We start from the raw sequence: 25,845 nt of genomic DNA, 5'->3' as shown, positions 1-25,845 counted from the left end.
GGCACTGAGGGCGCGCAGATTTTGAATACTTGAAAAGCATTCCACTTCCGCAACAACCTTGGCATACTTGCGGGTATGGATCCCCTCGACGACGAACCCGCCCCCGCCGACGACGCCCCGGAGGCGCACCCGGGCGGCGCCCAGCAGGACGGCGGCCCGCGCGCCGACGAAGAACCGCTGAGCGCCATCCGCCAGCGCCACCAGCGCGCCCGCAGGAGGCGTGCGCTCGCGATCAGCGGCGCGCTGGTCGTGGTGCTCGTCATCGGCGTCCTCGTCTACCCCCGTTTGAGCGCCAAGCCCCCCACCGGCGCCCAGGAATCGGGGTACGAGAACACCCAGTCCGTACCCGGCGCCCCCGCGCTGGGGCCCGACCTGGACGTCCTGTGGCGCGTGCCCGCGCCCCCCAGCGGCGACGGCGCAGTGAACGCGCGGATCCTGCCGGTGGACGACCTGCTCGTCTTCGTCGCGAAGGAGACCGCCCAGGGCGATATCTGGGTCGCCGCATTGGTGCCCGAACGGGATTCCGCGAGACAGCCCCCGTCCCTGCTATGGGCGAGCACCATAAAGGATCCGGAGGGCCTCGGCGACGCGCCCATGACCGCTTACACGTCTTTCCTCGAATGGAGGGACGTATGGGGAAGGCCCAATGATTCCGAGGAATCCAAGGTCTTCTTCAAAGACTGGGCGGTGGACGCCGGCACCGGCGCCGTTGAACGCGCCCCCTGGGCCGACCCCGATGCGGCGACCCCCGCGCACGCCGTCGGGACTTTCAACAAGACCGTCATCGCCTGCGGAGCCGACTGCTCCGGCTGGACCTACTCCTCCGACAGCGGATGGACCGCCGCGTGGACGCAGAACGCGGTCCGGATACCCCACTCGTACCGGCAGGCCGAGGCCGAGAAGAACCCCAAAGACAAGAACTGGCCGCACACCTGGATCCTCCTGGACCCAGACCAGGACGGCGCACTCCCGATCCTGGACACAGCGACCGGCGAGGTCCGCACCCCCTTCCCGACCGGCACCAGCCCCGACGACGTCTACGCCGAGAAGCACGGATGGACGGTCGTGGAAGAGGACTCCGCCACCGTCACCTCGTACTCCGCCGACGGAAACCGCACCCAAGTAGGGACCCTCGCGCCGGACGCGCGATCCGCAGTGCCGCTGGATGACAGCCACTACCACAACCTGACGGGGATGAGCGGCCCCGAGGACCCCGTAGCCCGGGTCACAGGGGAGGACTGCGACTCCCTCACCATCGGGCGCCCCTCCGACGACCCGCCCGCCGTGCGGGTGCCCGCCTCGACGCGCATCGCCACCCGGACCGGGGACTCCTGCGTTCCGGCATTCGCGCTCTCGTCGCCCCTGCGCTCCGGGGCGCACGAACCAGTAGTGGCGCTCGCAGAAAGAGGGGGGACAGACCCGGCCTTCCTGGTCCTGGCGGCCATGCGGACCGACGAGCGCCCCGACGGCCCGAGGCTCCTGCTCCCGCAAGACGGCTCCCCGCCCATGGTGTTCACCGGGACCGGATCCAGCACATTCCTAATCGGAGTCGACGAGAACGGGCTCATCGGATTCGTCCCGAAGGTGAAGAAGAAATGACGCACGGATCAGAGCAGCGCACGACAGCCGGCGCCCCGGCGGGGGCTTCCTCAGCGCGCCAGCGGCGCAGGCGCACGACGGCCCTCGCCGCCCTCGGGGCAGTGGTGGTCCTCGTCGTGGCCCTGGCCCTCGTGCGCGACCACGTGTTCTCCAGCCCGGCCCCCGTGCTCCTGCCGTCCCAGCCGCCGCGCGCCCAGGGGTACACGGGCGATCACCAGGACACGGGCAGGCCCGCACCGTCGTGGAGCGGCGGGGTGGACACCGCGTGGAGCATCCGGACCTTCGACGATAATTGGCGGGCCTCGAAGAACGCTATCCGCAGCGCGGAATTCGCCGCCTCCGGCGACGGCCGCGTGTTCACCGCATTCGAGGCCGAGGTGGGCGACGGCTTCCAGGTCGCCTCGATCAATGTGACGGGGCCGGCCCCCGTAGTCGAGTGGATGCACTTCTACCCGCACCACACCGACGACGCCCCTTTGATCACGACGGACACGGGCCTGGTCATCGCCGACCTCGTCATCGACTCCTCCACGGGCGAGAGCACACCAGCGCCCTGGGCGGACGAGTCCTTCATGGCGACTCCGAGGGCGCACGTCAACGGCACGCTCGTCGTCTGCGGCGCGGGTTCCTGCTCGGGCTGGCGCCAGGACACCGGGCCTGGGCAGTGGACGAGGCAGTGGAAGGCGTCCGGCGACGGCCTGAGGCCCACGAGCCCCCTCACCCCCGCCGGATCCGGCGCCAGCACGTGGCTGCTCGTGTCATCGTCGTCCGCGGGCCCCGTCACCATCCTGGACCCCTCGACCGGCGAGTTGCGCGACCTCCCGCCGGAACAGCCATCGGGAGTGTGGGGGGACAGGCAGGTGTACGCGGCCTCCGACGGGTGGGCCGTCGTCTCGGCGGAGGCGGGACAAGTGCTCACCTACACGCCTGACGGCCAGGCGAGCGGCGCGTACCCCTACAACCCGGATATCGACTCCGGCTCCCACCGCTTCGCCCTCCCCGTCGGCGGCCGGACGCCGACGGCCGGGGATGTGGCGGCCTTCGTGACGACGGGAACAGCCCCGTGGGCCGACGGGGTCCTCCGCGTGCTCGGAGCCCAGGAGTCGAGGCCGTGCGCCACGTACTCGTTCACCCCCACCGCGGAGGGCGCCCCCACGCGGAAGGCCACCGTCAACCACGTCCCCTATGCGAAGCCCGTTGACGGCAAGTGCGCCTTCGCCTACCTCCCCCGCCAAACCCGCGTGAGCGCCGACGGCGCGGTCCTGTTCACCGCCAGCCGCTACGACGGCGCCAGCCTGGTCGACTTGGGAGGCTCGGGCGCTTTCGGCCGCGCTGGCGAGGCCCGCCTCGGGCCGGCCCATTGGCTGTACGACGACCTCGTCGTCAGCGCGGACCCGTACGGCATCGCAGCCTTCGCGCCGAAGGAACCGTAGAAGGCCCCAGGCCACTGGAGGCGCAGCCCCGACGGCCAACCACCGACCACCGACCGCTGACTGGATGGCACCATGTCCCTCGTTGATAAGCACCCCGATCAGGACCCCGACCGCGACGGCGCCCAGGGAGCTGCCTCCCGTGCCAGAAGGGCCAGCGCCTCGCCGATCGTCAGGAAGAGGCCGTCCGAGCTCCTGCGCGAACGGCGCCAGCGCATCCGCCGCAGGCGCCTGACCACAGCCGGAGTCGTGCTCGCACTGGCCCTCGCCGCCTTCTACGTCTGGGGCCCCTTCCACTCCCCCCACAAACCCGAACCACGGTCCCAGGGCTACACCGGGACCCACACCGACACCGGCCGCCCCTCCCCCGACTGGACCAACGGAGCCGACATCGCATGGCAACTGGAGGGGAGAGTCCCACTGGCTGATGAAGCAGCTATCGTGAAGAACGGCGACCAAGTGGTCCTCTTCCACGAATGGGACGGACGCAAGAACATCGGAGTCGTCAGCCTCGACGTGTCGGGGACCCAGCCGGTCACCCAGTGGAGGGGCGTGCTCCCGAAGGACGTCTCGCTCCGCCCGGTGATCCATCCGGTCCTGATCGGCGACGACGTCTTCGCCGGGGCGTTCCGCCTCGACCTCGCCACTGGAAGCCGGGCGCTGGCCCCGTGGGCAGAACGGGACCAGGAGGCGAACAGGCCCCCGGCGACCGCGATCACATCGGGCTATGGAGTCGTCATCGCCTGCGGCGAGGACACGTGCTCGGGATGGGCGAAGGACGGCGACCAGTGGACCATGAAGTGGGAGCGCGACTCCGCCCCCACCCCCCTGCGGGAATACGAGTACTGCTCGGAGTGCGGGGGCGGGACCTGGGTGCCCCTCAACGACCGGGACGTCGTGGAATGGGGGCGCGCCACTGATCCGTTCACTGAATGGGGGACGAGCTCGATCGTGGTCCAATACCCGAAACGCATCATCAACACGGAGACCGGGGAAGTGCGCTCCCTCTGCTTGGACGAGGCCAAGGCCGACCAGTTCGAGTTGTACTCCACCGCCGACGGCTGGGTGGTGGCGGACTCCAAGACCGACCAGGCGACCGTGTTCGCCCCAGACGGGCGCCCCCTGGAGTCCTTCCTCATCGTCGACTCCGCCGGCGCCGGCGACCACAAGGCAGCGCTCCCCATTACGGGGCAGGCGCCCACGAGCGCGCAGCTTCGCGACTTCCTCACAACCGGGGAAGCCCCATGGGCCGAAGGGATCCTCCGGGTGCTCCCGACAACGGAGGACAACGGAACCAAGACATGCGGGGAACTCTCCTTCACACCGACCGGGTCCACCCATCCCACCCGCAAGACGGCTATCGGAACATCCGGCATCGCCGGTCCGGGCAAGAGGGACTGCGCCATCCGAGCCAGGCGCCCGGCGATCAGCGAGGACCACTCGGCGATCTTCCTGCGCGGGGACGCTTATGGCGGTGATGACGGACACGACGCAATCGTCGACATGCACGGCACCAGCCTTTTCCACACCTCTGGCACCACTTACCCCGCCGCGGGCGACGCACTGCTCGACGGCGGCAGATCCGTCCGCGTGTACGACGACCTCGTCCTCGTGTTCAGTTACGAGGGCATCACGGCCTTCACTCCCCGGGGGTCCTGAGATGCGCGCGAACACGCTCTGGCTACAGGGACCGGGAGTCCCAGCGCGCCCGCCCCTGCGCAACCGCCCGCTGACCGCTGACCACTGACCGCTGACTGGATGGCACCATGTCCCTCGTTGATAAGCACCCCGATCAGGACCCCGACCGCGACGGCGCCCAGGGGGCGGACGCCTCCCGCACCCGAGTCGGGGGCGCCTCGCCGATCGTCAGGAAGAGGCCGTCCGAGCTCCTGCGCGAGCGGCGCCAGCGCATCCGCCGCAGGCGCCTGACCACAGCCGGGGTCGTGCTCGCACTGGCCCTCGCCGCCTTCTACGTCTGGGACCCCTTCCACTCCCCCCACAAGTCCCCACGAAAGCCCGAACTGCGGTCCCAGGGCTACACCGGGACCCACACCGACACCGGCCGCCCCTCCCCCGACTGGACCAACGGAGCCGACATCGCATGGCAACTGGACCAGGAACTGGAGGATAGCAACGATTCAGCGGTCGTGAAGAACGGCGACCAGGTGATCCTCGCCCACGAACTCAATAAGCACGCCGGAACCGGAGTCATCAGCCTCGACGTGTCCGGCGCCGAGCCCGCCATCCAGTGGGAGACCGCCCTCCCGGGCGACCGCTCGCTCCAAGTGGAGACGCGGTTGCTCCTGGTGGGGGAGGACCTCTTCATCGGGGAGCACCGGCTGGACCCCACCACCGGAGCCGACTCCCCCGCCCCATGGGCCGGGCGGAACCGGGACGGGCAGGACAACCCGGACCAGGCCGTGACAATCCCTCTCTCCTCGCACGACGGGGTCGTCATCGCCTGCAGCCGGAGGATCTGCTCCGGATGGGTGAAAGAGGACAGCGAGTGGACGATGCGATGGGAGCGCGACTCCACCCCCACCCCCCTGGGGGACTACCAGGACTGCCCCGAATGCGGAGAGGGAACATGGGTGGTCCTCAACAACTGGAACACCACAGCATGGGGGCCCGCGGCCGAGGCCTCCCCGCAATGGAGATGGCTGTTCACCCCAGTCGCAGGAATGGGGACCATCATCAACACGCAGACAGGGGAGGTCCGCGCCCTGCACGACACTAAGAAGGAGAACCGCTTCGAGTTGTACTCCACTGCCGACGGCTGGGTGGTCGCGGACTCCAAGACCGACCAGGCGACCGTGTTCGCCCCCGACGGGCGCCCCCTGGAGTCCTTCGCCATCGCCGACTCCGTGGGCGCCGGCAACCACAAGAGAGTGCTCCCCATCGGGGGGCAGGCGCCCACGAGCGCGCAGCTGCGCGGCTTCCTCACCACCGGCGAGGCCGCATGGGCAGAAGGACTGCTACGCGCCCGGGCCACGACAACCGACGACGGGGCAACGGTCTGCGACACCCTCTCCTTCACACCGACGGGTTCCTCCCACCCGACCCGCGAGACGACTACTTCCGGCGTGTTCTTGCGCAACCGGGACACTGGAGAATGCACAACCGACGCCACGCGCTCGGCGATCAGTGAGGACCACTCGGTCATCCACACCTGGAACAAACATGTCAGAAGTGACGAGATCATTGACATGCACGGCATCGGTCTCTTCCACGCCTCCGGCAGCTTCATTCCCACGGATGCCACCACAGCGCTTTTCGCAAGAGCCGTCCGCGTGTACGACGACCTCGTCCTCGTGTTCAGTCACGAGGGCATCACGGCCTTCACTCCCCGGGGGTCCTGAGATGCGCGCGAACACGCTGGGGCCACCGGGCCCGGGGGACCGGGAGCCCCCAGCGCGCCCGCCCCTGTCCAACCGTCCGCTGACCGCTGACCACTGACCACTGACCACTGACCACTGACTGGATGGCACCATGTCCCTCGTTGATAAGCACCCCGATCAGGACCCCGACCGCGACGGCGCCCAGGGAGCTGCCTCCCGTGCGAGAAGGGCCGGCGCCTCGCCGATCGTCAGGAAGAGGCCGTCCGAGCTCCTGCGCGAGCGGCGCCAGCGCATCCGCCGCAGGCGCCTGACCACAGCCGGGGTCGTGCTCGCACTGGCCCTCGCTGCCTTCTACGTCTGGGGCCCCTTCCACTCCCCCCACAAACCCGAACTACGGTCCCAGGGCTACACCGGGACCCACACCGACACCGGCCGCCCCTCCCCCAAGTGGGCCAACGGAACCGACATCGCATGGAAACTGGACCATGACACAGCGGGTCCTGGCGAGTATGCAGTCATGAAGAACGGCGACCAGGTGATCCTCGCCCACGAACTCAATAGGGACGCCGGAACCGGAGTCATCAGCCTCGACGTGTCCGGCACCAAGCCCGCCATCCAGTGGGAGGCCACCCTCCCGCGCGACTCCTCACTCCGTGTCGAGACCCGGCCGGTCCTCGTGGGGGAGGACCTTTTCATCGGGGAGCACCGGCTGGATCCCACCACCGGAGCCGCCTCGCCCGCCCCGTGGGCCGGGCGGAACCGGGACGGGCAGGATAACCCGAACCTGGCGGTGACGATCGTGATCACCTCCCGCGACGGGGTCGTCATCGCCTGCAGCCGCAGGATCTGCTCCGGATGGGAAAAAGAGGACGGCGAGTGGACGATGCGATGGGAACGCGACTCCACCCCCACGCCCCTGGAGGACTACCAGGACTGCCCCGAATGCGGAGAGGGAACATGGGTGATCCTCAACGACCGGCGAGTCTTCAGCTGGGGGCCAGCGCCCGAGGCCGCCCCGCAAGGGGGGCGGCTTCTTGACCCGGTCGCGCAGGAGGGACGCATCATCAACACGCAGACCGGGGAGGTCCGTTCCCTCTACCTCGACAAAACAGCCAAAGACGGCCAGTTGGAGTTGCACTCCACCGCCGACGGGTGGGTGGTGGCGGACTCCGAGACCGACCAGGCGACCGTGTTCGCCTCCGACGGGCGCCCCCTGGAGTCCTTCGCCATCTCCGTCTCCGCGGGGACCGGTGATCACAAGGCAGTGCTCCCCATCGGGGGGCAGACGCCCACGAGCGCGCAGCTGCGTGACTTCCTCACAACCGGCGAGGCCCCGTGGGCCGAAGGACTGCTGCGCACCCGGGCCACGACAACCGACAACGGGGCAACGATCTGCGACACCCTCTCCTTCACACCGACCGGCTCCGACCGTCCGAGCCACGAGAGCGTCATCCCCTGGAACTACCACATCGTCCAGAACGAGGACGGGCAGTGCTTCATCGGGGCCATGAACCCAACGATCAGCAAAGATCACTCGATTATTCGCCTCAAATCCGACAATGCGCTCGGAGACGACTTCACCATCGACATGTACGGCACCAGCCTCTTCCACACCTCCGGCAGCTTCAAGTTTCATGGTTCCACCGGTTACGGCACGGAAGCCTCAGCGGTCATCCGCGTGTACGACGACCTCGTCCTCGTGATTCATGACGAGGGCGTCACGGCCTTCACCCCCCGGTGGTCCTGAGATGCGCGCGAACACACCGCAGCCGTGTGCGCGGCACCGGTCATCGTTGTGGCCGTAGCCGTCCCCGCCATGGGGAAGCAGCGGGGACGCCTCGGTGCGGTTCTCCCCGGAGCGCCGACGCCAAGACCCGGGCGGGGACGGGGGGCTGCGTCTACCCTATTGGCATGAGCGATTCCCCCGTTCCCTTCCGCGTCGGCCAGGCGCTCGACGTGCACGCCTTCGCCTCCGCTGAGTCCGTCGCCGTCCGGCCCGGCCGAGTCATGATGCTCGCCTGCTTGGAGTGGCCCGGCGAGGTACCGCTGGAGGGCCATTCGGACGGGGACGTGGCAGCGCACGCCGTGTGCGACGCGGTGCTCGCCGCCACCGGCCTGGGCGAGATGGGCTCCGTTTTCGGCGTGGACCGGCCCGAGTGGGCGGCGGCGTCCGGCGAGGCGTTCCTGCGGGAGGTGGCGCGCATGGCCGCGGCTGCCGGGTGGCGCATCGGCAACGCCACCGTGCAGGTCGTGGGCAACCGCCCCCGCATGGCGGCGCGCTTGCCCGAGGCGGGCGCGCGGATGAGCGCGGTCCTCGGGGCGCCCGTGTCGGTGTCCGCGACCACCTCGGACCACCTCGGTTTCACGGGCAGGGGCGAGGGACTGGCGGCACTGGCGAGCGCCCTGGTGGTGCGGCCCGCCTAAAAGATCTATTCATCGACAAGTAGATCTTTAACTGCTACCCTTGGGGGCATGCCCGACGCCCCACTCTACGCCCCCCTGCCCACAACTGAAGGCGGCTTCCAGACCGTCCTGGCCGACCCGCCGTGGCGCTTCGCCAACCGGACCGGCAAAGTCGCCCCCGAGCACCGGCGCCTCGGGCGGTACGAGACCATGGAACTCGAGGACATCCGCGCACTGCCCGTCGGCGACGTGACCGCGCCCAACGCCCACCTCTACCTGTGGGTGCCCAACGCCCTGCTGCCCGAGGGCCTGGCCGTCATGGAGGCCTGGGGATTCCGCTACGTGTCCAACATCATCTGGGCCAAGCGGCGCAAAGACGGGGGCCCCGACGGGCGCGGCGTCGGCTTCTACTTCCGCAACGTCACCGAGCCCATCCTCTTCGGAGTCAAGGGCTCCATGCGCACGCTCGCGCCCGCGCGCTCCACGGTGAACATGATCGAGACCCGCAAACGCGAGCACAGCCGCAAACCCGACGAGCAGTACGACCTCATCGAGGCCTGCTCCCCCGGGCCCTACCTGGAGATGTTCGCACGCTACGCGCGCGAGGGCTGGAGCGCCTGGGGCAACGAGGCCGACGACGCCGTCGAGCCCCGGGGGCGCGCGTCCAAAGGGTACTCCGGCGGCGAGATCGCCTCACTGCCGTCACTGAGCCCCAACGAGCGCATGAGCCCCTGGCTCGCCAACCGCGTCGCCCACATCCTGGCCGAGGAGTACACGCAGGGTACCTCCATCCAAGAGCTGGCGAACCGCAGCGGCTACTCCATCGCCCGCGTGCGCTCGCTGCTCAAGAAGAGCGGAGTCCCCTTCCGCGACCGGGGGCGCAGGAGAACCGCGACCCCGGCCTAGTCGCGCGCGGCGTTCTCGAACGCCCGCGAGGTGATCGCCACCGCCAGGACGGGGCAGCCCCCGGCGTCCCCCCTGCGCAAACGCGGGAGGAGCTTGTCGATGTTGGTGGTGGTCGTCGTCGCGAGCATCTTCTTGGCCTCCGCCTCGTCCATCCCCTCCGCGAGGCGGACGCGCCGGGCGAAGGACCGCAACTCGTCCTGCGTGCGGGTGACCAGCACCGCCACGTCGATGAAGCCCGCGTCGTAAAGGGACCTGTACGCGGCGATGTCGCGGTCCAGGTTGCCGTCCTTCGCGTTCCACTCCAGGTCCAGCGCCACCCTCCCCTTGAAGTTGTCGACCAGGTAGCCCGGGTTCTCGACGCTCGTCGTCGTCTCCGTGGCGCGCTCCTCCCCCGCCGGGCGGTAGGGCCTGACATGCAGGCGCAGCGTGATCTCCGTGTCCACGCGCGCCTCGCGCCAACCGCGGTCGCGGAACGCCGCGTTGAACCGCTGGGCGAGCCGGCTCTCCTGGCCGCCCGGCCTGACCAGGTCCGCGCGGCGGATCTCGAAGCGGCGGAGCACGTCGACGACCTCGTCGAACTGCTCGCCATCGACTGCCCGCAGGATCGCGCCCGCCTGCCGCGTCTCGTAGAAATCGAAGCGCCGGACCACGTCCTGCGGGAGAACGCGCTCCCACGACCCCGTCAGTTCCACGCCCTACTCCATGTGGTCCAGGGTCGCCCGGTCCGCTTTGACGGGGATCGTCAGCGCCAGGCCGACCAGCAGGATGAGCATGATGCCGAGGATCCCCCAGTAGGTGTGGTCCTGGCCGGCGGGCGTGATGGCGCTGCCGATCGCCAGGGACACCCAGTACATGGCGGGAGCCAGGAAGGACACGGCCCGGCCGGTGGTGGCGTAGAGGCCGAAGACCTCTCCCTCGCGGCCCTCGGGGATGATGCGCGAGAGGAAGGAGCGCGAGGCGGACTGGGTGGGCCCCACGAAGATGCAGAGCACCAGGCCCAGAGTCCAGAACACGATGGCGCCCCGGCTGTGCAGCGCGAACACGCCGAAGCCGGCCAGGACCATCGCGCTGAGCGAGACGATGATGACCTTCTTCGGGCCGATCCGGTCGTCCAGGAAACCGAAGGCCGCGGTCGCCAGGCCCGCGACGACGTTGGAGGCGATCGCGAAGAGCATGACGTCGCCTGCGCTGAAGCCGAAGGCGCTCTTGGCGAGGACGGCGCCGAAGGTGAACACCCCCGCCAGCCCGTCGCGGAACACGGCGGAGGCGATGAGGAAGAAAAGGCTGTGCGGCGCCTCCCTGCGCAGGGTGACCACGGTCCTCCACAGGAGCCTGTAGGAGTCCACGATGGATTCGCGGGAGCCGTCGTGGCGGGGGTTCTCCGGCAGGGGCGGGCGCAGGATCACGGGCACGGCGAACCCGCCGAACCACAGGCCGGCGACCAGCATCGCGACCCGGATGTTGAGGTGGTCCTCGGTGGGCACCCCCAGCAGGTTGTTCCCGATGAGGCACACGTAGAGCACCAGGAGCAGCACGATGCCCCCGATGTACCCCGACGCCCAGCCGAAACCGGAGATCCTGCCGCGGTTCTCCTTGGTGCCCAGGTGGTTGAGCATCGCGTTGTAGTTGACCGAGGCGAACTCGAAGAACACGTTGCCCAGGCCCAGCAGGACGATGCCGAGCGCGAGCGACCCCTGCGGCCCCAGCGCTGAGGCGGGGTGCACGAAGTACATGGCGAACAGGCACACCACGACTGCCCCGGTGAACCAGCCGAGCCAGACGCCGCCCTTGCCGCGCCGGTCGGCGCGCTGGCCCGTGATGGGGGCCAGGACCGCGATGACCAGGCCCGCCACGGTCATGCCCGCGCTCAGCCACGAGTTGGCGGTCCCGGAGTCGGTGAAGACCCCGTCGGAGGTGAGGTAGGTGGTGAAGACGAAGGTGGTGGCGACCGCGTTGAACGCCGCGCTCCCCCAGTCCCACGCGGCCCATTCGATGACGCTGCGGTTGATGACCCCGGTCTGCTGGGCGGATGGGGCGCTGGTGGCCATGGGGCTCCTCCTCGACTACTGGGCGCCGCCGTCGGGGCGCCCGCGTGGATCATGGGGAAAACCTACCACGGGAGCAGCACTTGTTTTAAATTTTGTAGGGAAAGACGGGCGGCCGTCACCGGGCGCCCGCCCCGGCACGGGCGGCCAGGTGCTCCGCCACGACCAGATCCTCCGGGCGCGTGATCTTCAGGGCGGCCGGGTCCCCCGCCACCGTGTGGACCGCGATCCCCAGCGCCTCGACGAGGCCCGCGTCGTCGGTGGCCGCGGCCCCCTCGTCCGCGGCGCGCGCGGCACCCGCCCTATGGGCGTCGCGCAGAGTGTGCCACGTGAAACCCTGGGGGGTCTGGACCGCCGCCAGGGAACTGCGGTCCGGCGTCCCCTCCACCAGGCCCAGTCCCCCGGCGAGGGGGACGACGACCTTGACCGTGTCCGCGACGGGGACGGTGGGGATGACGGCGTCACAGCCGGAGCGCACCGCGTCGGCGACGCGGCGGATCATCGAGGGCGGCGTGAGCGGCCGGGCGGCGTCGTGGACCAGGACCACGTCATCGGCGTCCAAGGGGGGCAGCGCCCCGAGCCCGTTCGCCACCGAGGCCTGGCGCGAGGCAGCGGACCCCGCGACCACCACCACCTCGGCTCCGACGCCCTCCAGGGCACTGCGGAACTCTGCGACCGCCTCAGCGGGGGCGGTGACGACGATGGCCGTGGCCCCCGCTTCGACCAGGGCGCGCGCGGCCCACCACAGCAGGGGGCGGTGCGCCAACGGGACGAGCGCCTTGGGCCCCCCGCATCCGAGTCGGGAGCCGGACCCCGCTGCGGTGAGGACGGCGACGAGGCGGCTCACTCGGCGTCGAGGCCCGCCTCGTCGATGCGCCCCTCGGCGAGAATGCCGTCGAGTCGGGCGGCGGCGTCGGCCTTGTCGATGCCGCGGGCGAGGGCGAGCTCGGAGGTGAGGATGCCGCGGGCCTTCGTGAGCATACGCTTCTCACCGGTGGACAGTTTCTTCAAGTCGTCGCGGCGCGTGAGGTCGCGGACCACTTCGGCGACCTTGACGATATCGCCGGTGGCGATCTTCTCCTGGTTGGCCTTGAAGCGCCGGGACCAGTTGGTGGGCTCCTCGACGTAGGGGGCGCGCAGGACGGAGAGGACCTCCTCCAGTCCGTCCTCGTCGACGATGTCGCGCACGCCCACCAGGTCGACGTTGTCGGCGGGGACCTCGATGGTGAGGTCGCCCTGGTTCACACGGAGTTTGAGGTACGTCTTCTCCGCGCCCCGGATCGAACGGGTCGTGATCTCTTCGATAGTGGCAGCACCGTGGTGCGGGTAGACAACCGTCTGGCCGATCTCGAAGGACATGGGCGAACTCCTGCGGTGTGTATGAATAGCGGTCCTATTCTACCAGTTGGCCCCCGCGCGCGCCCCTGCCGCACCGCCGGCGCACGGCGCCGTCCCCGCCCCGGCGGGCCGACCGAACGGTCGGGATCACACGGGAAGGGCTAGTGCCCGCAAGCCCCGCTCCGGTAGTCTGGGCCCATGATTGTTTGGAGAGGATGGGGTCTGCCCATATTGCTCGTGGCAATGGTCGGCGGAGGCCTCGTGGGCACTCTGGTCGCCAACATCACCGGCGGGACCGCGAACGGGAACACGTGGTCCATCGCCAAGGACGCGCACTTCGCGATAGCGACGATGCTGGCGGTGGCCGGCCTCATCTGCTTCGCCATCGGCTGGCGGCTCAACGTCGTGAGCGCGGAGGCGAGGGCCCGGGCCCACGCCGACGAGGTGCGGGCGCGCCTCGTCGGCAGCATGAGCGATGGGACGCTGCAGGTCTCCCCCGGCGTCGCCCCCTCCTCGCAGGACGAGGCCGAGGCGTTCGTCGAGCGGACCGCCGCCGAGCAGTACGCGGAGGCGCGCTCCGCCCTGCGCAACCGGCACAGCGTCTTCTACATCCCCGTCCAATACATCGGCGCGCTCGGCCTGGCCGGAGCGGTCGTCGTTCTCGTGTACGCGGTCATCAACGCGCTCGTCTGAGCGCGGCGGAACGGGGAACCCGAACCACAGCAGGGGCGCCCCGCTTGATCGTATGGACGGTCCCCCGCAGCGGTGCTGCGGGGGACCAGTAGCGCCAGGCCGACCACGTGCGAGGGGCGGGCGCCCCCAGGTCACTTGCCCTGGTTCGCGACTGCGGCGATCTTCGCCTCGGCCTCGGGATCCAGGTAGGTGCCGCCCTTCTTCACGGGCTTGAGGGTCTCCTCGTCGAGTTCGTACACCAACGGAATGCCGGTGGGGATATTGACCCCGGCGATGTCGCCGTCGGAGATGTCGTCGAGGTGCTTGACGATCGCGCGCAGCGAGTTCCCGTGCGCGGCGATGAGAACGGTCTTCCCCGTCTTGATCGCGGGAACGATGGTGCCCTCCCAGTAGGGCAGCAGGCGCTCGAGGACGTCCTTGAGGCACTCGGTGGCGGGGATGGGCTCGCCGGCGTAACGGGGGTCGGCGTCCTGGGAGAACTCGCTCCCGGCCTCGATGGGCGGCGGAGGCACGTCGTAGGAGCGGCGCCATTGCATGAACTGCTCCTCACCGTACTCGTCGCGGATCTCCTTCTTGTTCTTCCCCTGCAGGGCGCCGTAGTGGCGCTCGTTGAGGCGCCAGTCGCGCTCGACGGGGATCCAATGGCGGTCGGCGGCGTCGAGGGCCAGGTTCGCGGTCACGATCGCGCGACGCAGCATCGACGTGAACAGGAGGTCGGGGGTGACGCCCGCTTCCTTGAGGAGCTCACCACCGTGGGTAGCCTCCGCGCGGCCCTTGTCCGACAGCGGAACGTCAACCCAACCGGTGAAGAGGTTCTTCGCATTCCATTCGCTCTCGCCGTGGCGGAGCAGCACCAGTTTGTAGGTCATGCCCCGATTCTCCCACATCTTCACCCCCGCTCACACCCGCCGTGACGGCGTTCACGGGACCGATCCCGGCCCCTGTCCCACGATATGGAACGATCCCCCGGGGAAACCCTGAGCCCACCCGAGGTTTGTCCACAACTAACGCTCGTACGCTTACCAGCTGGGATAGCCTTCAGGTGCACCTCATCGCACGCCCACCGGAGGAGAGACCATGTCCATTCGCAAGAGCCCCCTCGCAGTCCTCGCCAGCATCTCCATCGCGGCCGCCGCAGGGTTCGCCCTGAGCGCCTGCGGGAGCAACAACGCCACCCCCGCCCAGGACGCGGCCTCGTCCGCGGCGGGCGCCGAGGCCGCCGGCAACGCCGCCAGTTCCGCCGCGGGGGCAGCGGGCAACGCCGCCAGCTCGGCCGCAGGGGCAGCGGGCAACGCGGCCAGCTCCGCCGCAGACTCAGCCGGCAACGCCCTCAGCGGCGACGGCGTTTACACGATCGACGAATCGAACACCACCGTGGCGCTCCCCTCCGGGACGAAGACCGTTGTCGTGAACGCTTCGAACGTCGACGTCACCGGAGGCGACGTCACCGAGATCAAGGTGAACGGGTCGGAGAACGACATCCACGTGAACTCGGCCCAGCGCGTGAGCTTCAGCGGCTCCGACAACGAGATCTACTACGTCCAGGGGCCGGCCCCGCAGGTCGCGTCGGACACCGGCGCGGAGAACACGGTCGAACAGGGCCGCTGACACCGGGGGAGCGCGCACCGCCACCCGCACGTCCCGTCGTGCGAACGGCGGCTCCGCGCCGTATTGCGCTTTCCCCCTCGCGCACGGGACAATCCACCTGTCAGCACACCGCTGGGCACTCGGGGGCGACCCCGGGAAGCCCCTCCGCCCGCGCGCACCGTGGCGCCCAACGGGGGATCCGTCGGGACGCGGCGCCAGCGCGGCCAGTCCCATCCGAGCACATAGCGCCCTACCCGCTTCCCACTCCCCCTTCCGACGACCAGAGATTGAGGTACCCCTCATGTCCCTCCGCCGTTCGCCCCTCGTGGCCCTCGCCGCCGCGGCCGCACTCGCCGCCGGTTGCTCCGCGGGCAGTCCCTCCTCCCAGTCCCAGGGCCCGGCCCAATCCGGCACCGCGCCCTCGCCGACCACCAGCGCCACCGCCTCGGCGCCGGCCGTACCGGGGTACAAGCCGGGCGAGATCCCGCCCATCCCCCTGTTCACATTGCCCCCGATCGGGGTTTTCGCGCAGAACGCCGACAAGGCCGTCATCGACACCGCGACCGCCATCGCCTCGGTGCCCGGGATCACCGTTGCCCCCGCCGCATGCGACGGGGGCTCGCTGCTGGCCAATGGGGGCAACACGGTCCTCTACGGCGACGGATCCGGGTACTCCAGGAACGGGGACCAGGGCGTCACCAACTACGGCGACGGATCCGGCACCATCACAGACGGGCCGATCACGCTGGTCTACTACGGCGACGGCTCGGGAAACTACACCAACAGCGACACCAACGAGCAGATCGTCGTGTACCCCGGCGGCAGCGGGAACTACAACTCCCCGGCACTGCAGATCGTCTCCTACGGCGACGGATCGGGATTCTACGTGAACTCGGAGACCGGCGACAATATCACCATCTACACCGGGGGCTCGGGCAACTACTCCAATTCGAAGACCGGCGTCTCCATCGTGAACTACGGCGACGGCGGCGGCACGTACAGCGACAAGACCGGTCTGAACATCGTGAACTACGGCGACGGAACGGCACTGGTCAACGGGAAGAGCATCAAGGCGGACCCGGTGCCCGCCGTGGGGAGCATCGGCTCCTTCCCGCCGGTCGGATCGCTCAAGCCGGTGGAGTCGTGCGGGACGACGATCACGCTGCAAGACGGCGTGCTCTTCGACTTCGGCGAGTCCGCTGTGCGCGCCGACGCCGCGGACACCCTGGCCAAACTCGCCAGCGTCCTGGCCGACGCGAAGGTCCCCGCGGCCCACGTCTACGGGCACACCGACTCCATCAGCGACGAGGCCTTCAACCAGACCCTGTCCGAGCAGCGCGCCAAGGCGGTGGTGGACGAGCTCAAGAAGAACGGCGCCACCGCCTCCTTGGACTGGCAGGGCTTCGGCGAGACCAAACCCGTCGCCCCCAACACCAACGACGACGGGACCGACAACCCCGCCGGGCGCCAGGCCAACCGCCGCGTCGAGATCTTCATCCCCACCTTCTAGCCCACCGCCACCCGCACGTCCCGTTGCGCGAACTGCGCCGCCCTCATGGAGGGCGCCACTGCGCAAGCGTTATAACGCCCGCACAACGCGGTACTGCCCAAGGGGCCCGCCGCTATGACAACGGCCCCGCAGAGCCGTCCCCGCCCCCGTTCGGCGCTCCTGCGGAATACACGAAGGGGCGCGGGCCGCCCCGCGCCCCTGTGGCACAGCGTTATCCGCCCGCACTCACTCGTTCGGGTTCGCCTCGAGGTAGGCCTCGACAACCTTCTGCGGAATACGGCCCTTGGGGGACACGGAGTACCCGTTCTCCCCCGCCCACTTGCGCATCTTCGCGTTCGCCATGGAGATGCTCGCCGCTTCCTCGACCTCGCGCTGGGTGCGCTTGCGGCGCTTCTTCAAAGACCGCGGGGCACCGGAGCCGATACGGCGGCCAGCCTTGATCCACGGCTGCAGCGCCTCGGCGAACTCCTCGAAGTGCGCCCGGGTCAGGTCGATCTCGTAGGTCGCCCCATTGAACGCGAAGCGCACGCTCTGATCGGCGGGAGTCCCGTCGAAATCATCGAAAACCTCGGTGATGGTTTTGGTTGTCTTCATCGATGCCTTCCTTTGCCAGGAGTATGCGGGTGAATATCACGTTAACTGTATCCCATTGCCGCGCCTCCGCAATGCGCAATGCCGCGAATACCGTATAGGCCTTCCCGGGCCGGCGCCCTTCTATTCCATTCCCGCCGCCCCGTCCCCCTCCCCGCTTATTCCCCCTTCCACAGCCGGGCGGAGCGCGGGCCGTTCCGTGTCACAGTCCCGGAACCACTACGAAAAGTTATACTGAGCTGCATCCGCCGCCGTGCGCGCCGCCGCCCGCGGAGAAGCCCCACGAAGGAGAAAACGTGCCCACCACCCCCGCACACTTTTCCAGGAGGGCGCACGCCTGGGAGACGTATTTCACAACAACCGCACGCTTGACAGAACGCATAGAATCAGCCCTCAAACGCGAAGCCCGCCTGTCGATGGCGGAGTACTCGGTGCTGCTCATGACCTCGCGCGCCGCCGACTCCGGGGTGCGGCCCTCGGTCCTGGCGAAACAAGTCGTCTTCTCCCGCTCCCGCCTCACCCACACCCTCAAACGGCTCGAGGCGCGCGGCCTCGTGCGCAGGGAGGCGTGCAAGGGCGACGGGCGCGGCGGCCTCGTCCTGCTCACCGACGAGGGATCCCGCGTGTTCCAGAGCGCCGCCCTGGTCCAGCGCTCCGTCATCCGCGAGCTCTTCCTCGACGGCATATCCGAGGAGGAGATCCGCGTCCTCACCACGCTCTTCACCCGTGTCGCAACGAGATTGGACGGCCGACCCCAGTGACCCCCCCGCCCCCGGAGCCCCGGCGGCCCCACCACCCGGCACTCGCGGACACGATCCGCTTCGCCTGCGCGACGGCGCTCACAGGGATCATCGCCGGCCTGGTCGGCCTCGCCTGCATCCACATCCTCCACTCGCTCACCGCACTCGTGTGGGACGCCCACTCGGGGACCCTCCTCGAAGCAGTCGAAGCCGCCCCCTGGTGGAAGCGCGTCGCGGTGCTCGCCGCATCGGGCGCCATCGGGGGGATCTCCTGGACACTGCTGTTCCGCTCCAACAAGGACGTCGTCCCAGTCGCCCGGTGCGTCCAGGGGGAGTCAATGCCCGTCGTCCGCGCCCTGTGGCACGCGCTCACCCAGATCGGGGTCGTCGCCCTCGGCGCCTCGGTGGGACGCGAGGTCGCGCCCCGCGAGGTCGCCGCCTCCCTGAGCGCGTGGATGGGCGACCGCCTGGGCCTGTCCCCCCGGGACCGCCGCATCATCGTCGCCTGCGGCGCCGGAGCCGGGCTGGCGGCCGTCTACTCGATCCCCCTGTCCGGGGCCGTGTACACATTGGAGATCCTGCTGGTCGGGATGTCCGCGCGCGCGTGCGCGGCCGCACTGGCCGCCTCCGGCATCGCCGTCCTGGTCTCCACCGGGTGGGCGCGCCCGGAGCCGTTCTACACAGTCCCCGACCTGTCCCCATCGCTCTCGCTGACCGTGTGGGCGGCAGTCTTCGGCGCCGTCATCGGGTGGCTGGGATGGGCGTTCAAGGGAGCGGTGGCCGCCGCCTCGGGGGCGCGCCCGCGCGGCGCCCGCCTCCTGTGGACCCTGCCCGTGGCGTTCACAGCGGTCGGCGCGCTGTCCGTGTGGGTGCCCTCCGTGCTCGGCAACGGGCAGGCCAGCGCCCAGACCCAGTTCGACGCCGCGTGGGCGGGCGGGGCCGGGCTGGCGGTGGCCGCACTCGTGCTCGCCGCGAAGGCCGTGGCCACCCTCGTGACGATCCGGGCGGGCGCGTGGGGCGGCGTCCTCACCCCCGCGGTCGCGCTGGGCGCGGGGCTGGGCGCGCTGTCCGGTCTGGCGTGGTCGCAGGCGTGGCCGGGCTCCCCCGTCGCCGCCCACGTGTTCATCGGGGCCGCCGTCTTCCTCGGCGCCTCCATGGGCGCCCCCTTCACGGGGCTGGTCCTGGTCGCCGAGTTCACCCAGCAGGGCGCGGGGATCCTGGTCCCCGCCATCGTGGCCACCGCCTCGGCGACCGCCGCCTCGGCCCTGGCCCGCGCCCTCAGATCCGGGCGAGGGCCTGGTCGAGGTCCGCGATGAGGTCCGCCGCGTCCTCCAGCCCCACCGCCAGGCGCAGCAGCGTCCCGGGGACCCCGCCGACGCCCCCCGCGCGCGTCGAGTGGGTCATGACCGCCGGGTGCTCGATGAGGGACTCCGCGGCCCCCAGCGACGCCGCGAGCGCGAACACGCGCGTGCGGGTGCACAGGACCAGCGCCTGCTCCTCAGTGGCCACCTCGAAGGAGAGCACACCGCCGACCCCGAGGGGGTTCTGGCGCCGGGCGAGGGCGTGGCCGGGGTGGCCGGGCAGCCCCGGGTAGTGGACGGCCGCCACCTTCGGATGGGACTGGAGGAACTCGGCGACGCGCTGGGCGCTGGCGCAGTGCCGCTCCACGCGCAGGGCGAGCGTCTTGAGCCCCCTGTGCGCCAGGTGCGCGTCGCGCGGTGATTCGACGGCGCCCACCGTCATCTGCAGCCCCGCCATCTCGGCGGCGGCGTCGCGGTCGCCGAAGAAGGGCTCGATGCGGTCCGGGAGGCGCAGGCCGTCGCGCAGGACCACTGCGCCGCCCACCACGTCCGAGTGGCCGCCCACGTACTTCGTCGTCGAGTGGACGACGGCGTCGGCCCCCAGCTCCAGGGGCCTTTGCAGGACGGGGGTGGCGAAGGTGTTGTCCACGACCAGCAGGCCCCCCGCCCGGTGGGTGAGCTCCGCGACGGCCTCGATGTCGGTGACGGTGAGGAAGGGGTTCGACGGGGTCTCCACCCACACCAGCGCCGGTCGGCGCTCCCCGATGGCCCGCGCCGCCCTTTCCGCGTCGGTCAGGTCGACGGCCTCGGAGGAGACGCCCTCGGCGGGCTTGATGACGGAGAAGAGCTTGTGCGTGCCCCCGTACACGTCCGTCGAGTGGATGACGTGGTCGCCCGCGCGCGTGAGCAGGCGGACGAGCGTGTCCTCGGCGCTCATGCCCGACGGGAAGGCGAAGCCGTGCTCAGCCCCCTCCAGTGCGGCCAGCGCCCCGGCGAACGCGTTCGTCGTCGGATTGCCGCAGCGCCCGTACTCGAACCCCTCTTTGAGGTCGCCGGGGCTGTTCTGGACGTGGGTGGAGGACACGTGGACCGGGGGGACCACGTCCCCGGTGACGGGATCGGGGTCGAAGCGGACGTGGACCGCCCGCGTGGCGAACGAGGCGGGCGCCGCGGAACGGGGACAGGGGGAGGGGTCGCTGTGGGGAGTCATGCCACGAGGCTAACGCCGGGCCCGCCGGCGCGGGGATCGGTCCGCAGCCCGGTCCGATGTGACAAGAGCGCCGACCGGCCCCGGGCCTACACCCAACCGGCGACTGCGGTGCGGGCCTGCTCGGCGAGCGCCGACACCGCCCCCTCGGAGTCATTGCCCCACGGGACGTAGTGGAAACCGGAGCCCCCGGCCCGGGTGAAGGCCTCCCGGTTGAGCTGGTCGATCTCCTCCAGGGTCTCCAGGCAGTCCGCCATGAACCCGGGGCAGATCACGTCGAGCCGGGCGCACCCCCGGGCTCCGAGCCGCGTCACCGTGTCGATCGTGGCGGGCCCCAGCCACGCCGCGGGGCCGAAAACGGACTGGAAGGCGACGGTGAGGGCCCCCCGCGCCAGCCCGAGGCGCGCCTCCAGGGCCGCCACAGTCCCCATGCACTCCGAGCGGTACGGGTCCCCGGCCCGGTCCATCGCCTCGGGGATCGAGTGGAAGGACACGACCACCGCGTCCCCGGCCGCGAAATCGGGGCGCCCGCAGCGGCCCCAGTGCGACTCCAGCGCCGATGCCAGCGCGTCGATGTAGGCCGGGGCGGTGGGGAAGGAGCGCACGAGGCGCAGGTCGAATCCGTCTCGGTTGCGGCGCAGCCACTGGGCGGCCACGTCGTTGAGGGAGGCCACCGTGGTCGCCGAGTACTGCGGGTAGGCGGGCAGCACGGCGACGCGCCTGGTGCCCCGCGCGTGCAGGGCGTCGAGGACGGCGCCCAGGCCGGGTTCGCCGTAGCGCATCGCCGCCTGGACGTCCACGTCGGGCATCCTGCGCCCCAGCAGCTCCGCCTGCCGGAGGGTGTAGCGCATGAGGGGGGAGCCCTGCGGAGTCCAGATGCCCGCGTACTTCTTGGCGACGACCCGCGGGCGCACGCGCAGGACGACGCCCTCCAGGACGGGGCGCCACAGCAGCGGGTGAGTTTCGACCACCCGCCGGTCCGACAGGAACTCGCGCAGGAAGCGCCTGACATGGGAAGGGGTCGGGGCGCTCGGGGTCCCCAGGTTGGCCAGGACCACGGCGGGGCGCCGCGCTCCGTGGCCGTCCCCGGGCGCTGGCGCGCCGTTCGTTCGGTCGTCCGTCATGACCACCACCCTATCGGATGTGACGGCGGTCATTCATGACGCCGTGTCGTGAAAAAGCCGCCCCCGGGGTCCCCCGGGGGCGGCACTGGGCCGCGGGCCCGCGCGTCAGTCCCGCCCGTTCTGGGAGCGGATGAACCACGCCTGCTGCTCGAGGCGGCGGATGTAGTCGTTGAGGATGTCGGCGGAGGCGGAGTCCTCGGCGTCGACCTTCTCGTGCACGTCGCGCATGGTGCCCACGGTCGCGGTGATCGCGGCGACGGCCAGGTCGGCGCCCTCGGAGGTCGTCACCAGGGCCTCGGGCACGGCGGGCAGCGAGTTGCTCTGGGCGACCACGTCCGGGCGCGCGTCGGGGACGGCGAAGACCGCGCGCATGCGCTCGGCGAACTCGTCGGAGGCCCCGCGGGCGATATCGACGACCTCGTCGAGGTACAGGTGGAGCGAGCGGAAGCCCTCGCCGGTGATGTTCCAGTGGAGCTGCTTGCCCACCAGGGACAGGGCGGTGACGTCCACCAGCACCTTCTGCAGTTCGCCGGCGAGGACGTCGGAAGCCTTGAAACCGGTGGATTCAACAGTCATAGCGGATCTCCTTGTCTAGGTTGGCGGGTCCGGAGCCCGCGCCGGGCCGGACCACGGGGGACGGGGGCCCGCAAGGCCCCCGGACACCCCTCCATCATGGTCCTTAAGTCCCAGAAAAGCGAGCGTACGCGCCCGTTCGTCGGAAGGCTCACGAACGGGCCCCGCGATGGAATAACGCCGTGGCCCTCCGTGTTGCGGCTGCGACCGGCAGCGGTGCGCCCGGTGGGCCGCGGTCGCCCGCGCCCCGGAGCGTAGGCGTAGCCCGCGCCATCGGCGATGGCGCGGGTTCTGGGAGCCGCCTGTGGGAATCGAACCCACGACCTATTCATTACGAGTGAATCGCTCTGCCGACTGAGCTAAGGCGGCGCGCCCCGCCCCCGTCGGGGGGCGCTGGGGCAACGGCACAACTCTAATGGCACGGCGCGCCCGAGGCAAACCTGAACGGGCGGCCATCACATGGTTCCCGTCACAGGCGCCCTCACTGGCACATGAGGCCTGACTGGGGGACCGTCCCGTCCACCAGGTACTTCTCGACCGCGTCCACGGCGCACTGGTTCCCGCCCCGCTTGTACGACGTGTGGTCCCACCCCTCGACGGAGACCAGGACCCCGCTGGAGAGCTGGGACGCCAGGGCCTGCGCCATCGGGTACGGGGTGGCGGGGTCGTGCGTGGTCCCGACGACCACGATGGGCGCCGCCCCCGCGGCCGTGATCGGGGCGCGTTCGGCGTGGGCGGTCGGCCACGCCGCCAGGCCCGCCGACGGGTACCCGCCGTAGGGCCCCATGATCGGCAGCTCCGCCTCGAGGGCGCTGGCCGCCTCCGCCCACTCGTCGACCGTTCCGACCGGCCCGTAATCGAGGTTGTTGACGACCACCAGGGCGTCCAGCGAGTTCCCGCTGTACGTCCCGTCGTCGTTGCGCTCGTTGAGCAGATCCGCGATCTCCAGCAGGGCGCTGCCGTCGGCGTTCGAGATCGCCTGGCCCACCGCGCTGGTCAGCGTCTGGTACCACGACGTGTCGTACATCGCCCCGTAGATCGCGGAGAGGGCGAGGTTCGAGGTGAGGGGGCGCTGGGGGTCCCGCGTCCGCATGGGCTGCGACTCCAGCGCCTTGATGAAGGACACGAGCGTGGAGACCCCGTCCGCGTGGGACTTGCCCAGCGGGCAACGGGGCCCGGCCTGGCAGTCGTCTATCCAGTGCTGGATGGCGGCGTCGAGGCCGCGCATCTGCATGGCCGACATCTCGTTGACGTCCACAGCGGGATCGACCGCGCCGTCGAGCACGAAACGGCCCACCTTGTCCGGGAAGAGCCCCGCGTAAGTGGCGCCCAGGAACGTCCCGTAGGAGTACCCGAGCAGGTTGAGGGCGGGCGCCCCCACCAGGGCGCGCACCAGGTCGAAGTCCTTGGCGGCGGACACCGTGTCCACGTGCTTGTACAGTTCCCCGGTCAACCGCTCGCAGCCGGCCGCGAAGTCGGCGGACTCCTGCTCGGCGGCGGCGACGATCTCGTCGGGAGCCAGGTCCGCAGTGTCGGAGCTGCCGTCCCCGCCCGCGTTCTTCTCATCGCGCTCCGAGTCGCTCAGGCACCTCACGGGCGTCGACTGCCCGACGCCCCTGGGATCCAGCGCGACGATGTCGTAGGCCCGGACCACTTTCTTGCCCAGGAGGGACCCCGCGTAGTAGGGGAGGCTCTCGACGACGGCCCCTCCGGGGCCGCCCGGGTTGACGAAGAGGAAGGGGGCGTTCGCCGTCCCCGACCGGCGGACAGCGACAGCGAGCTCGATCGACTCACCGGACGGGGCGTCCCAGTCCAGGGGGGCGCTCACCCTCGCGCACTGGTAGACGGTGGGGTCGTCCGTGTTCTCGCCCTTGCCCTCGTTGAGGGTGACGTCGTCGCAGGAGCCCCACACGAGCTTCTGGGAGTAGTAGTCGTCGGTCCCGTCACCGCGGGGCGTCCAGGAGGCGACCGGCCCCGCTGCCCCCTCCAGTTGGAGCGGGGCGAACCACCCGTAGTAGAACCCCGTGACGCAGACGACGGCGACAACGGCGACGACGGCGACGACCGTCGCCCAGATCTGGCGAGTATTCATGGGGCAATAGTAGCGGCGGCCTACGCCTGGGGCCGCAGGGAGACCACCATCGCCTCCAGGACCAGCAGAACGTTGCCATTCGCGATGAGCCGTCTGCGCGCCTGCTCTATGTGGTCGACGCGCGCCATGGTCTGCGCGGGGCTGGAGTCGGCTGCGATCCCGTGGACCAGGTCGGACAGGTCCGTGTTGATGAGCTCCTGCCGGGAGTCCAGCTGGACCATGAGCACGTCCCGGTAGATGGCGAGCAGATCCACCAGGGCGCGGTCGAGGGCGTCGGTGAGGGCGCGTTTGGCGCGCCTCTTCTGGTCCTCCTCGAGCTGGCGCAGGAGCGCGCGGGACTGCTTCGTGGCGCGCTCCCCCTCGTCCATGCCGAGCTGGCGCAGCAACTCGGACTTCTCGCGGGCGTTGCGCTCGCCGACCTGCGCGTCCGCCTGGGCCCTCGCGGTCTCCAACAGGCGCCCTGCGGCGATGACCGCCTCGCCGACGCTGCGCACGCGCGCGGGCGCCGTGATGATCTCACGGCGGCGCTGGCGCATCTGCGGGTCGCGGGCGAGCGCCCTGGCCAGGCCGATGTGCGATTGCGCGGCGCGCGCGGCTTCCAGCGCCGTCTCCGGGTCTGCGACGCCCTCGTCCACCAGCAGGTCGGCGACGGCGCCCGCGCGGGGGATGCGCAGCCCCAGGCAGCGGCAGCGGGAACGGATCGTGGCGATCATGTCCTCCGGGCTCGGCGCGCACAGCAACCACACAGTGTGCGCGGGGGGCTCCTCGATTGCCTTGAGCAGGGCGTTCGCCCCGGACTCGCCCAAACGGTCCGCGTCCTCGACCACGAGGACGCGCCACTTCCCCTGGGAGGGGGAGCTCTGCGCCTGCTGCACCAGGGAGCGCGCGGTGTCGACGGTGATGATCGAGGTCTCGGTGGCCACGAAGACCACGTCGGCGTTGGTCTTCGCCAATGTCGTCCGGCAGCCCGGGCACTGGCCGCAGCCCACGGGCTCGCCCGTGCACTGGAGGGCCGCGGCGAAGGCCGTGGCGGCGACGGAGCGCCCCGATCCGGGCGGGCCCGTGATGAGCCACGCGTGGCTCATGGCCCGCGCTCCCTCCCCGTCCCCCGCGGCGGTGGTCGCGCGCGCGGATCCGGCCGCCTCGCGCAGGACGGCGACCGCCGCCTCCTGCCCGATCAGCCCGGAGAAGACACCGTCCATCACAGTTCCCACAGCGCGCCCTGCGCCTCGCCGAGGAGGGGGCCGGGGCGGAGGTCTGGTCCGACGCCGGGGCACCCCGATCCGGGTCGGAGGCCCGGTCCCCGGCGGGCGCCCCTGCCCGGGGGTCGTGGTCCGGCGCGGGGGCGCCCCCGCTGGCGGGCGCCCG

At 70.5% G+C, this 25,845-nt stretch carries 23 protein-coding genes and 1 tRNA gene; 12 read left to right on the top strand and 12 right to left on the bottom strand.

The features are described from left to right. Window positions 1–75 precede the first annotated feature (75 nt). From BH719_RS07950 to BH719_RS07920, 7 genes are all read left to right on the top strand, one after another. Window positions 76–1,599 (top strand): hypothetical protein, encoded by a 1,524-nt coding sequence (locus tag BH719_RS07950; protein WP_009744312.1) that lies wholly within the window; start codon window positions 76–78, stop codon window positions 1,597–1,599. Beyond that, window positions 1,596–3,032, top strand: coding sequence for a hypothetical protein (locus BH719_RS07945; protein ID WP_009744311.1), 1,437 nt, complete (start codon window positions 1,596–1,598; stop codon window positions 3,030–3,032). The genes BH719_RS07950 and BH719_RS07945 overlap by 4 nt, the downstream gene beginning before the upstream one ends. A gap of 72 nt (window positions 3,033–3,104) precedes the next feature. Beyond that, on the top strand, window positions 3,105–4,688 hold the full coding sequence (locus BH719_RS07940) for a hypothetical protein (protein WP_009744310.1): 1,584 nt from the start codon (window positions 3,105–3,107) through the stop codon (window positions 4,686–4,688). Between the two features lie 107 nt (window positions 4,689–4,795). Further along, the gene (locus tag BH719_RS07935) at window positions 4,796–6,388 is read left to right on the top strand and encodes a PH domain-containing protein (RefSeq protein ID WP_009744309.1); all 1,593 of its coding nucleotides are present in this window, start codon (window positions 4,796–4,798) and stop codon (window positions 6,386–6,388) included. A gap of 130 nt (window positions 6,389–6,518) precedes the next feature. Then, window positions 6,519–8,114, top strand: coding sequence for a hypothetical protein (locus tag BH719_RS07930; protein ID WP_009744308.1), 1,596 nt, complete (start codon window positions 6,519–6,521; stop codon window positions 8,112–8,114). A gap of 164 nt (window positions 8,115–8,278) precedes the next feature. Next, window positions 8,279–8,791, top strand: a complete 513-nt coding sequence (ispF, locus tag BH719_RS07925) for a 2-C-methyl-D-erythritol 2,4-cyclodiphosphate synthase (RefSeq protein ID WP_009744307.1) — start codon at window positions 8,279–8,281, stop codon at window positions 8,789–8,791. Window positions 8,792–8,839: 48 nt separating this feature from the next. Then, the gene (locus BH719_RS07920) at window positions 8,840–9,676 is read left to right on the top strand and encodes an MT-A70 family methyltransferase (RefSeq protein ID WP_009744306.1); all 837 of its coding nucleotides are present in this window, start codon (window positions 8,840–8,842) and stop codon (window positions 9,674–9,676) included. Here the strand turns inward: BH719_RS07920 and BH719_RS07915 are convergent. The 4 genes from BH719_RS07915 to BH719_RS07900 all read right to left on the bottom strand — a co-directional run bounded on the left by BH719_RS07915 (window position 9,673) and on the right by BH719_RS07900 (window position 13,080). After that, entirely contained in the window at window positions 9,673–10,368 is a 696-nt protein-coding gene (locus BH719_RS07915) for a BglII/BstYI family type II restriction endonuclease (RefSeq protein ID WP_009744305.1), read from the bottom strand. The two genes, BH719_RS07920 and BH719_RS07915, sit on opposite strands and share 4 nt — an antisense overlap. A 3-nt stretch (window positions 10,369–10,371) precedes the next feature. Then, a complete protein-coding gene (locus BH719_RS07910; RefSeq protein ID WP_009744304.1) occupies window positions 10,372–11,724 on the bottom strand; it encodes an MFS transporter in 1,353 nt (450 codons plus the stop codon). 115 nt (window positions 11,725–11,839) lie between these two features. Further along, a complete protein-coding gene (gene ispD / locus BH719_RS07905; RefSeq protein ID WP_009744303.1) occupies window positions 11,840–12,568 on the bottom strand; it encodes a 2-C-methyl-D-erythritol 4-phosphate cytidylyltransferase in 729 nt (242 codons plus the stop codon). Continuing rightward, window positions 12,565–13,080 carry a CarD family transcriptional regulator gene (locus BH719_RS07900; RefSeq protein ID WP_009744302.1) on the bottom strand — a complete coding sequence of 172 codons (516 nt, stop codon included), beginning with the start codon at window positions 13,078–13,080 and terminating at the stop codon, window positions 12,565–12,567. The genes ispD and BH719_RS07900 overlap by 4 nt, the downstream gene beginning before the upstream one ends. 177 nt (window positions 13,081–13,257) lie before the next feature. Between BH719_RS07900 and BH719_RS07895 the strand changes: the two genes are divergently transcribed. Then, window positions 13,258–13,752, top strand: coding sequence for a hypothetical protein (locus BH719_RS07895; protein WP_245683279.1), 495 nt, complete (start codon window positions 13,258–13,260; stop codon window positions 13,750–13,752). 131 nt (window positions 13,753–13,883) lie between these two features. On the opposite strand, the gene BH719_RS07890 is transcribed toward BH719_RS07895, so the two are convergent. After that, window positions 13,884–14,621 carry a phosphoglyceromutase gene (locus tag BH719_RS07890; protein WP_009744300.1) on the bottom strand — a complete coding sequence of 246 codons (738 nt, stop codon included), beginning with the start codon at window positions 14,619–14,621 and terminating at the stop codon, window positions 13,884–13,886. Between the two features lie 208 nt (window positions 14,622–14,829). On the opposite strand from BH719_RS07890, the gene BH719_RS07885 reads away from it, so the two are divergent. Both BH719_RS07885 and BH719_RS07880 read left to right on the top strand, forming a co-directional pair. Further along, entirely contained in the window at window positions 14,830–15,360 is a 531-nt protein-coding gene (locus BH719_RS07885) for a DUF3060 domain-containing protein (RefSeq protein ID WP_009744299.1), read from the top strand. A 280-nt stretch (window positions 15,361–15,640) separates the two neighbouring features. Then, entirely contained in the window at window positions 15,641–16,849 is a 1,209-nt protein-coding gene (locus BH719_RS07880) for an OmpA family protein (RefSeq protein ID WP_009744298.1), read from the top strand. A 225-nt stretch (window positions 16,850–17,074) separates the two neighbouring features. Here BH719_RS07880 and BH719_RS07875 read toward each other — a convergent pair whose 3' ends face one another. Beyond that, window positions 17,075–17,443 (bottom strand): histone-like nucleoid-structuring protein Lsr2, encoded by a 369-nt coding sequence (locus BH719_RS07875; protein WP_009744297.1) that lies wholly within the window; start codon window positions 17,441–17,443, stop codon window positions 17,075–17,077. Window positions 17,444–17,736: 293 nt separating this feature from the next. Between BH719_RS07875 and BH719_RS07870 the strand changes: the two genes are divergently transcribed. Together BH719_RS07870 and BH719_RS07865 are read left to right on the top strand one after the other, a co-directional pair. Further along, window positions 17,737–18,201, top strand: a complete 465-nt coding sequence (locus BH719_RS07870; protein ID WP_009744296.1) for a MarR family winged helix-turn-helix transcriptional regulator — start codon at window positions 17,737–17,739, stop codon at window positions 18,199–18,201. Continuing rightward, window positions 18,198–19,496 (top strand): chloride channel protein, encoded by a 1,299-nt coding sequence (locus tag BH719_RS07865; RefSeq protein ID WP_009744295.1) that lies wholly within the window; start codon window positions 18,198–18,200, stop codon window positions 19,494–19,496. The genes BH719_RS07870 and BH719_RS07865 overlap by 4 nt, the downstream gene beginning before the upstream one ends. On the opposite strand, the gene BH719_RS07860 is transcribed toward BH719_RS07865, so the two are convergent. The 6 genes from BH719_RS07860 to BH719_RS07835 all read right to left on the bottom strand — a co-directional run bounded on the left by BH719_RS07860 (window position 19,459) and on the right by BH719_RS07835 (window position 25,679). Next, window positions 19,459–20,691: an aminotransferase class I/II-fold pyridoxal phosphate-dependent enzyme gene (locus BH719_RS07860; protein WP_009744294.1), complete on the bottom strand. Its 1,233-nt coding sequence runs from the start codon at window positions 20,689–20,691 to the stop codon at window positions 19,459–19,461. The genes BH719_RS07865 and BH719_RS07860 overlap by 38 nt on opposite strands. A gap of 86 nt (window positions 20,692–20,777) precedes the next feature. Then, entirely contained in the window at window positions 20,778–21,812 is a 1,035-nt protein-coding gene (gene hemH / locus BH719_RS07855) for a ferrochelatase (protein ID WP_050790642.1), read from the bottom strand. Window positions 21,813–21,917: 105 nt separating this feature from the next. Next, complete coding sequence (locus tag BH719_RS07850; protein WP_009744292.1) at window positions 21,918–22,388, bottom strand: Dps family protein; 471 nt, start codon at window positions 22,386–22,388, stop codon at window positions 21,918–21,920. A 293-nt stretch (window positions 22,389–22,681) separates the two neighbouring features. Next, a tRNA-Thr gene (locus tag BH719_RS07845) sits at window positions 22,682–22,754 on the bottom strand. 112 nt (window positions 22,755–22,866) lie between these two features. Then, entirely contained in the window at window positions 22,867–24,477 is a 1,611-nt protein-coding gene (locus tag BH719_RS07840) for an alpha/beta hydrolase (RefSeq protein ID WP_009744291.1), read from the bottom strand. 20 nt (window positions 24,478–24,497) lie between these two features. Continuing rightward, window positions 24,498–25,679 carry a DNA polymerase III subunit delta' gene (locus BH719_RS07835; RefSeq protein ID WP_009744290.1) on the bottom strand — a complete coding sequence of 394 codons (1,182 nt, stop codon included), beginning with the start codon at window positions 25,677–25,679 and terminating at the stop codon, window positions 24,498–24,500. Between the last annotated feature and the right edge of the window lie 166 nt (window positions 25,680–25,845).

This window comes from Pauljensenia hongkongensis, assembly GCF_001746855.1.
Classification (GTDB): Bacteria; Actinomycetota; Actinomycetes; order Actinomycetales; family Actinomycetaceae; genus Pauljensenia; species Pauljensenia hongkongensis.
Note: the sequence above shows the minus strand (reverse complement) of the source record. Positions and strands in the feature narration are given on the sequence as shown.